Annotated in this window: 9 protein-coding genes and 1 pseudogene; all 10 read left to right on the forward strand. The window is 75.3% G+C overall.

All coding sequences use genetic code 11. From position 1 onward, the window contains the following. Positions 1–620: 620 nt before the first annotated feature. A complete protein-coding gene (gene flgB / locus PATMI_RS37575; protein WP_026911649.1) occupies positions 621–980 on the forward strand; it encodes a flagellar basal body rod protein FlgB in 360 nt (119 codons plus the stop codon). A 118-nt stretch (positions 981–1098) separates the two neighbouring features. Beyond that, positions 1099–1599, forward strand: coding sequence for a flagellar basal body rod protein FlgC (gene flgC, locus PATMI_RS0116220; RefSeq protein ID WP_026911650.1), 501 nt, complete (start codon positions 1099–1101; stop codon positions 1597–1599). 31 nt (positions 1600–1630) lie between these two features. Then, positions 1631–1954 (forward strand): flagellar hook-basal body complex protein FliE, encoded by a 324-nt coding sequence (gene fliE / locus PATMI_RS0116225; RefSeq protein ID WP_026911651.1) that lies wholly within the window; start codon positions 1631–1633, stop codon positions 1952–1954. Positions 1955–2028: 74 nt separating this feature from the next. Next, complete coding sequence (gene fliF, locus PATMI_RS0116230; protein WP_026911652.1) at positions 2029–3564, forward strand: flagellar basal-body MS-ring/collar protein FliF; 1536 nt, start codon at positions 2029–2031, stop codon at positions 3562–3564. A gap of 2 nt (positions 3565–3566) precedes the next feature. Continuing rightward, the gene (gene fliG / locus PATMI_RS0116235; RefSeq protein WP_245604183.1) at positions 3567–4682 is read left to right on the forward strand and encodes a flagellar motor switch protein FliG; all 1116 of its coding nucleotides are present in this window, start codon (positions 3567–3569) and stop codon (positions 4680–4682) included. Then, a complete protein-coding gene (locus tag PATMI_RS0116240; RefSeq protein WP_026911654.1) occupies positions 4683–5345 on the forward strand; it encodes a FliH/SctL family protein in 663 nt (220 codons plus the stop codon). Between the two features lie 172 nt (positions 5346–5517). Continuing rightward, the gene (locus tag PATMI_RS30775; protein ID WP_084270365.1) at positions 5518–6834 is read left to right on the forward strand and encodes a FliI/YscN family ATPase; all 1317 of its coding nucleotides are present in this window, start codon (positions 5518–5520) and stop codon (positions 6832–6834) included. Between the two features lie 107 nt (positions 6835–6941). Then, the gene (gene fliJ, locus PATMI_RS0116250) at positions 6942–7403 is read left to right on the forward strand and encodes a flagellar export protein FliJ (RefSeq protein WP_026911655.1); all 462 of its coding nucleotides are present in this window, start codon (positions 6942–6944) and stop codon (positions 7401–7403) included. Then, on the forward strand, positions 7400–8071 hold the full coding sequence (locus PATMI_RS34800) for a lytic transglycosylase domain-containing protein (RefSeq protein WP_051471818.1): 672 nt from the start codon (positions 7400–7402) through the stop codon (positions 8069–8071). Before fliJ ends, PATMI_RS34800 begins: the two co-directional genes overlap by 4 nt. Then, positions 8071–8689: pseudogene (locus PATMI_RS37585) on the forward strand (hypothetical protein); the annotation flags it as partial. The gene PATMI_RS34800 and the pseudogene PATMI_RS37585, both read left to right, overlap by 1 nt.

Consider the following 8689-nt stretch of genomic DNA (forward strand, 5'->3'; position numbering starts at 1 on the left):
TGCGCATCGACGCGCGGAACGTGTGCGCCGCAGTCTTCCGAAACCGCACCGAGTCTTCGGCGTATCCGACGCGCGTTCTCGGTGCCGCTCTCCATCGGCGGCCGGGCATTCCGGGGCAAGGATGGGCGGGCACATCGTCCGTCGCACGGTGTTCCGCGGCCAGGGCACGCCAGCGGCAGTGGTCCGTGCGGCTGGGCCGCACGATTCGCTGCCGGTCGCGGGTGGGCGGGTGGTGGCAGTGGTTTGTGCGGCTGGGCCGCACGGATCGCTGCCGGTCGCGGGTGGACGGGTGGTGGCAGTGGTTTGTGCGGCTGGGCCGCACGGATCGCTGCCGGTCGCGGTTCGGCGGGTGGTGGCAGTGGTCCGTGCGGCCGGGCCGCACGATTCGCTGCCGGTCGCGGATGCCGCTGCGAGGTCGAGTGTCCGGTTGCTGCGGCCGTGCACGGACGCCGGGTCCGCCGCGCCCCCGCCCAGGGCGGCACCCGCGTTTCGCAACCGCCCCGCCGCATTTCGCAACCGGGCTCAAGTCGGGTCGGACCCGGCCGATCAACGGGGCGTCCCACGGACGGGACGGACGTGCACGGTCCACGGATGGGCTGCGAACCGAGGGACCCCTGCCCGTGAGCCTGATCGACCCCACCCAGAACGCGCTCGAGCGTGCCATCCAGGGCGCGTCCATGCGTCAGCAGCTGCTGGCCGGGAACCTCGCGAACGTCAACACCCCCGGCTACGGCCGGAAGGACGTCGACTTCCACGCGGCCCTGCGCGACGCGATGACCACCGGCGACGTGGACGCGGTCTCGAACGCGGCCTTCACGCCGACGACCGACACCGCGTCGGTCGCCGCCGACGGCAACGGGATCGACCTCGACCGCGAGTCCGCCGAGCTGGCGAAGAACGCGCTCGACCAGCAGGCCCTCGTGTCCGTCGCCCGCGCGCGGATCGAGACGATGGTCACCGCGATCACGGGTCAGGGCTGATGACCGGTTCACCCGTTCGCACCGCCCGCCCTGCCTGCGCTGCCCGGCCCGTCCGCGCCGCCCGGCCCGCTCACACCGCCCGCGTCACCGCATCCGGCGTCTCGGAAGGGCTCTCCTCATGACCGGCCTCTTCGGTGCCCTCGACGTCTCCGCGTCCGCGCTGACCGCCAGCCGCACGCAGATGGACGTGACGGCCGAGAACCTCGCCAACGCGCAGACGACGCGCACGGCCGAGGGCGGCCCGTACCGGCGGAAGTCCGTGGTGCTCGAGTCCGCCGACGTCGGCAACCGCTTCGGCGACGCGCTGTCCGGTGCGATGCAGCGCGGTGGGTTGTCCGCGGCAGCCTCGGGTGCGGTCGGCGGATCCGGCAGCGCCGGCGGCCCGGGCGCGGAAGGCGTCCAGGTCGCCGGGATCGTCGAGCACGACGCGCCGCCACGGCTCGTCTACGACCCCGGTCACCCCGATGCCAACGCCGAGGGGTACGTCGCGATGCCGGCGGTCGACTCCGTCACCGAGATGGTCGACCTGATCGCCAGCTCGCGCGCCTACGAGGCGAACGTCACCGCGATGCAGACCGCGAAGCAGATGTACGCCCGCAGCCTGGACCTCCTCCGATGAGCGCCACCACCCCGACCCAGGACCCCGCCCGATGATCGTCCCGATCGACCCCAGCATGGTGCTCGGCCCGCAGGCCGCCGTGCCCGGCGTGTCGCCCGTGAACCAGCCGGACGTCGCGGCCGCCGGCACCGACGGCGGCGGGTTCGGGGGCTCGCTCAGCAACGCGCTGAAGAGCCTCGAGACCACGCAGGCCGAGGCGGCGAAGGGCGCGCAGGAGCTCGCGGCCGGGACGGCGACGAGCCCCGAGGCCGTGGTCATGAACGTCGAGCGCGCGAAGCTCGCGATGCAGATGGCCTCCGCCCTGCGCACCAAGGGCGTCGAGGCCATGAACGACATCCTCCACACGCAGGTGTAGCGCCATGACCGGTCCGCAGATCTCCCGGGCGCCGCGGTCGCGCGCCACCATCCACCGGGGCGGGGCGTAGCGCCATGCCGCTGCCGAAGGTCCTCCAGACGCTCTCCACCAAGGGGAAGATCGCCGTCGGCGGCGCGGTCCTGGCCGTGCTCGTCGTCGGCTACATGATGTTCTCGCTCGCGTCGACGCCGGGCTACACGACGATCGTCTCCGGGCTGAACCCCGCCGACACCGGCAAGATGACCGCCGCGCTGGACGAGAAGGGCGTCGCGTACGAGCTGCAGAACAACGGCACCGCGCTCGCCGTCGTGAAGAAGGACGTCGGCCTGGCGCGGATCGCGCTGGCCGAGTCCGGCGGCGTCGCCGGCGGTGCGGTGCAGCCCGGCTTCGAGCTCTTCGACAAGCAGAAGATGGGCTCGTCGCAGATGCAGCAGCAGGTGACGTACCAGCGGGCGATCGAGGGCGAGCTCGCCCGCACCATCGGTCAGATCCAGGGCGTCTCCGGCGCGACCGTCCAGCTCGTCCTGCCCGACGAGAACGATGCGCTGCTGAACGAGAACGCCCCGCAGGCGACGGCCGCGGTGCTGCTCACCGGCGGGACCGATCCGGACCCGTCCGCGGTCCAGGGGATCGCGCGCCTCGTCGCCTCGAGCGTGAAGTCGCTGAAGCCCGACAAGGTCACGATCACCGACGGCTCCGGCCGACTGATCTGGCCGTCGGGCGACGGCGCTGCCACGGCGGGCGGCGCGAACCTCGCGAAGCAGTCCGCGGCGCTGAAGTACCAGACGACGATGGAGGCGAGCCTCGCGTCCGTGCTCGCCCAGACCGTCGGCCCCGACAAGGCCCGCGTCCGCGTGAACGCCGACATCGACGCCGACCAGGCGCAGCAGGAGCAGCTGAAGTACGGCAAGCGCTCGGTGCCGCTCAAGGAGACCACCGAGGGCGAGAAGATGGACGGTGGGTCCGGCGCGACCGGCGGCACCGCCGGCGCCTCGGGCAACGTCCCGGGCTACGCATCGGCGGGCTCGAGCACCGGCGGGAAGTCGAAGTACGAGAAGACCTCCGGCAACCGCGAGTTCGGCGTCGACAAGACCGTCACCCGCAGGACGATCGCCGCCGGCGGCGTCACGAAGCAGAGCGTCGCGGTGATGGTCTCCGACACCGTCCCCGCCGCGCAGATCCCGGCGATCAAGAGCGCGATCTCCGCAGCGGCCGGCATCGACGCGACGCGCGGCGACCAGCTCACGGTCTCCCGCATGGCGTTCGCCAAGCCGCCCGCCGCGGCGGCCGGTCCCGCGATCCCGCCCGGCATGCTCGGCTACGCGAAGTGGGCCGCGCTCGCCCTCGGTCTGATCGTCTTCTTCGTCCTGATCGCCCGGCACCTGCGCAAGCGGGAGCAGGAGGCCCTTGCCTCGCCGGTCTGGCTGACCGAGATCGAGGCGCCGCGGTCGCTGCGGGACCTCGAGGCCGAGCGCGCCGCCGCCCAGGCCCGCATGGCCGCCCAGCCCGTCCTCGCCGCCCCGGCGTCCCGCACGCGCATGGAGGACCTCGCCGACCAGGACCCGGGTGCCGTCGCGACCCAGGTTCGCCACTGGATGACGGAGGACTAGGGATGGCCGTCGCCACGACCACCGGGCAGGACCTCGACGACGGCTTCGAGACCGTCGACGCGCAGGCCGTCCCGATGCCCACCGGTGGGATCGGCGGGGCGCAGGCGTCGACGAAGAAGGCGCTGAAGATCGCCGGCCGCCGCAAGGCCGCGATCCTGCTCGTGTCCCTCGGAGCCGAGCGCGCCGCGGAGGTCTTCCGGCACCTGCGCGACGAGGAGATCGAGTCGCTGTCGCTCGAGATGGCGAAGCTCGGGCAGGTGCCCGCCGAGCACGTCGAGGGCGTCTTCGACGAGGCCGACGCGATGACCGTCGCGCTGCGGTCGTTCGCCGAAGGGGGCGTCGACTTCGCCCGCGAGGTGCTCGAACGCTCGCTCGGCGCCGACCGCGCCGAGGAGATCATCGGCCGGCTCGCGTCGGTGATCGAGAAGCGGCCGTTCGAGTTCCTCCGGCGGACGCCGCCGGAGCAGGTCGTGGCGTTCCTCCGCGCCGAGTCGCCGCAGACGCGCGCGCTCGTGATAGCGAACCTCCACGCGCGGCTCGCCGCCCAGGTGCTCTCGGTGCTCGACCCCGAGGAGCAGGCCGACATCGCGCTGCGCGTGGCGAAGATGAGCGAGACGAGCCCCGAGGTCGTCAAGCGGATCGAGGCCGTCGTCCGCGGGAAGCTCGCGAACGTCGTCACCGCCGACCCGTCGGCCGCCGGCGGCGTGCAGGCCCTGGCGGACATCCTCAACCAGACCGACCGGCCGACCGAGCGCAACGTGCTCGACGCCCTGGGGGAGACCGACGCCGACGTCGCCGAGGAGGTACGCCGGCTCTTGTTCGTCTTCGAGGACGTCGCCGGGCTCGACGACCGCTCGATCCAGATGGTGCTCCGCGACGTCGACCAGCGCGACCTCGCGCTCGCCCTGCGCGGCGTCGACGACGAGGTCCAAGAGCGGATGCTCCAGAACCTCTCGCAGCGCGGCGCGCAGAACATCCGCGAGGAGATGGAGTTCATGCCGCCGCAGCTCAAGCGCGTGGTCGAGGAGGCCCAGGGCCGGATCGTCGCGGCGGTCCGCCGGCTCGAGGAGTCGGGCGAGCTCGTCATCGGCCGCGGCGACGGAACGGACGTGGTCTAGGTGGATCGCACGCTGGACGCCGGGGCGACGGAAATCGCCGGGGCCGGGATCCGGGTCGCCGCACCCGCCGAGTTCGCCTTCGAGCCGCTGACCGCCCCGCCCGCGAGGCCGACCGCACGGCAGGCCGCCGAGCACGTCGCCGACGCGGTGGCCGACGCCGAGCGCATCCGCGAGGAGGCCCGCCGCGACGGGTTCGCGGAGGGGCTCGCCGCCGGGATGGAGCAGGCGCGGGCCGAGCTCGAGCCCGCCGCCCGCGCGCTCGCGCAGGCGCTGCAGGAGGCGATGACGCAGGGCGACCAACTCGCGTCCGCGCTGGAGCGCGAGGCCGTCGAGCTCGCGATGGTCGTCGCCGAGAAGGTCGTCGCCGGCGCGGTCGCCGAACGGCCGGAGCGCGTCCTCGACGTCGTCACCGGCGCGCTGCGTGGCCTCGTCGAGCGACGGCGCCTGACGATCCTCGTGCATCCGGAAGACGCCGAGCTCGTGCGCGAGGGGATCGGCAGGGTCACGGCGGAGCTCGGCGGCGTCGAGCACTGCGACGTCCAGGCCGAGCGCCGCGTCGCCCGCGGCGGCGCGCTGCTGCGCACCCCGGACGGCGAGCTCGACGTCCGCCTCGACGCGAAGCTCCGGCGCGCGGCCGAGGTCCTGCGGGAGGTGCCCGCGTGAGCCGCTCCGCCGAGCACCGCCGCACGGCGAACCGTCGCGCCACCCCCGGCCCCGGGGGCACGACGTGACCTGGTCGCCGCATCCCGGAGACCTCCCCGGTGACCCCGCGGACCGCGGTACGGCCGGCGACGGCGCCCATCGCGGCGCGACCGGTCCCCGCCTCGGGCGCCGTCTGTCGACCCTCCGCGCCTCCGACCTCGGGTCGCGCCACGGCCTGGTGGTCGACGTCATCGGGCTCGTCGTCGAGGCGACCGGGCTGAAGGCCGAGGTGGGGGAGGTCTGCCTCATCCACACCGGGCGCTCCCGCGAGCCGCTACAGGCCGAGGTCGTCGGGTTCCGGTCGGGGCGCACGCTCCTGATGCCGCTCGGCGAGCTGACCGGCGTCGCGCCCGGCACGACGGTCTCCGGCACCGGCCAACCGTTCCGCGTCGCGACCGGCGACGCGCTGCTCGGCCGCGTCGTCGACGGCCTGGGCGCCCCGCTGGACGGCATGACGCCGCCGACCGGGCCGCCGCGCTCGACGATCGCCCCGCCGCCCGACCCGCTGTCGCGCCCGCGGATCACCGAGCGCCTCGGCCTCGGCGTCCGCGCGATGGACGCGCTCGTGCCCTGCGGGGTCGGCCAGCGGATCGGGATCTTCGCCGGCTCGGGCGTCGGCAAGTCGTCGCTGCTCGGGATGATCGCCCGCTCATCGAGCGCCGACATCAACGTCATCGCGCTGGTCGGCGAGCGCGGCCGTGAGGTCCGGGAGTTCGTCGAGCGCGACCTCGGCGAGGCGCTCGAGCGCTCCGTCGTCGTCTGCGCCACGTCCGACCAGCCCGCGCTCGTCCGCATCCGCGCCGCGTACACGGCGACCGCGATCGCCGAGCACTTCCGCGACCAGGGCCGCCGCGTCGTCCTGATGATGGACTCCGTCACGCGCTTCGCGATGGCCCAGCGCGAGGTCGGCCTGGCGATCGGCGAGCCGCCCGCCACCCGCGGCTACACGCCGAGCGTCTTCGCGGCGCTCCCGAAGCTGCTCGAGCGCTCGGGCACCGCGCCGTCGGGGTCGATCACCGGGCTCTACACGGTGCTCGTCGACGGCGACGACATGAACGAGCCGATCGCCGACGCCGTGCGGTCGATCCTCGACGGCCACGTCGTCCTCTCGCGCGAGCTCGCGCACCGCAACCACTATCCGGCCATCGACGTCCTGCAGAGCGTCTCGCGTCTCGTCGGCGAGGTCACCACGCCCGAGGACCGCGCCGCCGCCGGCCTGGTCCGTGGCCTGATGGCCGACTACAAGGCGCGTGAGGACCTGATCGCGATCGGCGCGTACCAGGCGGGCACCGACCCGCGGACGGACGCGGCGATCGCCATGCGGGACGGCATCGAGGCGTTCCTGCGCCAGGCCCCGGACGACCGCTCGACGGTCGCCGACGCCGACGGCGGACTGCACGCGCTGGCGGCCGCGGCGTTCGCGGACGCGCCCGAGGCGGTGGTCGCGTGAGGCGGTCCCGTCGCACCGCCGGACGGGGACCGGTGGGATTCGCGACCCCGCGTCGGACACGCGTCCGCCGCGCTGCACGACGCTGCGCCCGGGCCGATCACCGGGGCGTGCCCCCGAGCTTCCAGTTCCGCCTCGAGCCCGTCCGCTCGCTCGCCGAGCGCCGCGAGACCGAGGCCCAGAGCGCCCTCGCCGCGGCCCTCGCCGACGAGTCCTCCGCGCGGTCCGCGCTCGCCGACGCCGACGCGCGGTCGCGGGCCGCGGTGGCCGCGCTCGGCACGTGCCTGAACGCGGGCTCCGGCGGCACCGTCACCGGGGCGCAGCTGCGGGCGCAGGAGGTGTGGATCGGCTCGACCCTCGTGCACCGCGAGGCCGCGGCGCTCGATGTCGACCGCCGCGTCACCGAGACCGGCGCCCGCCGCGGGCTGCTCGTCGAGGCCGCCCGCGACCACGAGGTCCTGGAGCGCCTGCGCGAGCGCCGTGCCGCGGAGCACCGCGCCACCTGCGCGCGGATCGAGCAGGAGGGCCTCGACGAGATCGCCCTCGGCCTGCACCGCCGGAGGAGCGCGTGAGCATCGCGGAGGTCGCGGGCCGCATGGCCGAGCTGCAGACGATGCTGGCCCAGGCGTCCGGTCGGCTGCCGCTGACCGACCGCGCCGCGGGCACCGCGGCGACCGGCACGACGTGGGAGGGCGGCACCACCGACGTCCCCTCGACGTTCGCCGCGACGCTCGGCCTCGCGCAGGGCGGGACGGGCGCGCCCGGCGGCGGTACCACCGCGGCCGGGTACGCCGCGAGCGCGTCCGGCCCCGTCGCCGGCGCCACGTTCCCCGCCCCGGTCGGCGTCCCCGCGACGGGCGACGCGGGAGGGCAGTACGCACCCCTGATCCAGGCCGCCGCGCAGCGGCACGGCATCGACCCGCAGGTCTTCACGAACCTCGTGCGGCAGGAGTCCGGCTTCGACCCGTCCGCCGGCAGCTCCGCCGGCGCCCGGGGCCTCTGCCAGCTGATGCCGGGGACCGCGGCGACGCTGGGCGTCACGGACATCACGGACCCCGCGCAGTCGCTCGAGGGGGGCGCGAAGTACCTGCGGGAGCAGCTCGACCGCTTCGGCGGCGACTACACGAAGGCGCTGGCCGCCTACAACGCCGGTCCCGGCGCGGTCCAGCGCTACGGCGGCGTCCCGCCGTACGCCGAGACGCAGCACTACGTCGCCACGATCCTCGGCCGGAGCGCCTGATGAGCACCCCGACGCGCGTCGCGCCGTCCTCCGCCGTCCGCGCGCCGTCGGCCGTCGCCCCGACGGCCGGTCGCGGCCAGGGGACACCGGGCGGCTTCGCGACGCTCCTGGACGATGCGCTCGGCGGCGGAGGCGCGCGCCGGCCCGCGGCGTCGGCCGCAGCCGCCTCCCGGGCCGGCATCGGGCGGTCCGCGGTGGCGTCCGGCGCCGATCGTCCCGGCGCCCGTCCGACGGACGCCGCGGACCCGCGGGTGACGGACGCCCCCGAGCCCCGCGCCGCGGCGACCGACGACCGGCGGCCCGACGCCACCGATCGCGCCGACGACGCGAGCACCGCTCCGTCGGACGCGCCGGCGGCGGACGCCCCCGGCGCCCCCGGGACCGCCGCGACCGTCAGCGCCGTCGTCCCGTCGACCGCGGCGGCCGGGCTCGCCGCCGCGCCGGCCGCCCCGACCACGCCGGCGGTGCCGGGAACCGTGCCGGAGCCGCAGGACCCGGCGTCCTCGTCGCCCGCCGTCGCGCCCCTCCCGACGGCCGTCGTCCCCGGGACGGCGACCGCGCCCGGCGCCGCGACCACCCCGGCGCTCGTGTCCGCCGGCGCCGCGTCGCCCGTCGCCA

The sequence above is a fragment of the Patulibacter minatonensis DSM 18081 genome (assembly GCF_000519325.1).
Classification (GTDB): Bacteria; Actinomycetota; Thermoleophilia; order Solirubrobacterales; family Solirubrobacteraceae; genus Patulibacter; species Patulibacter minatonensis.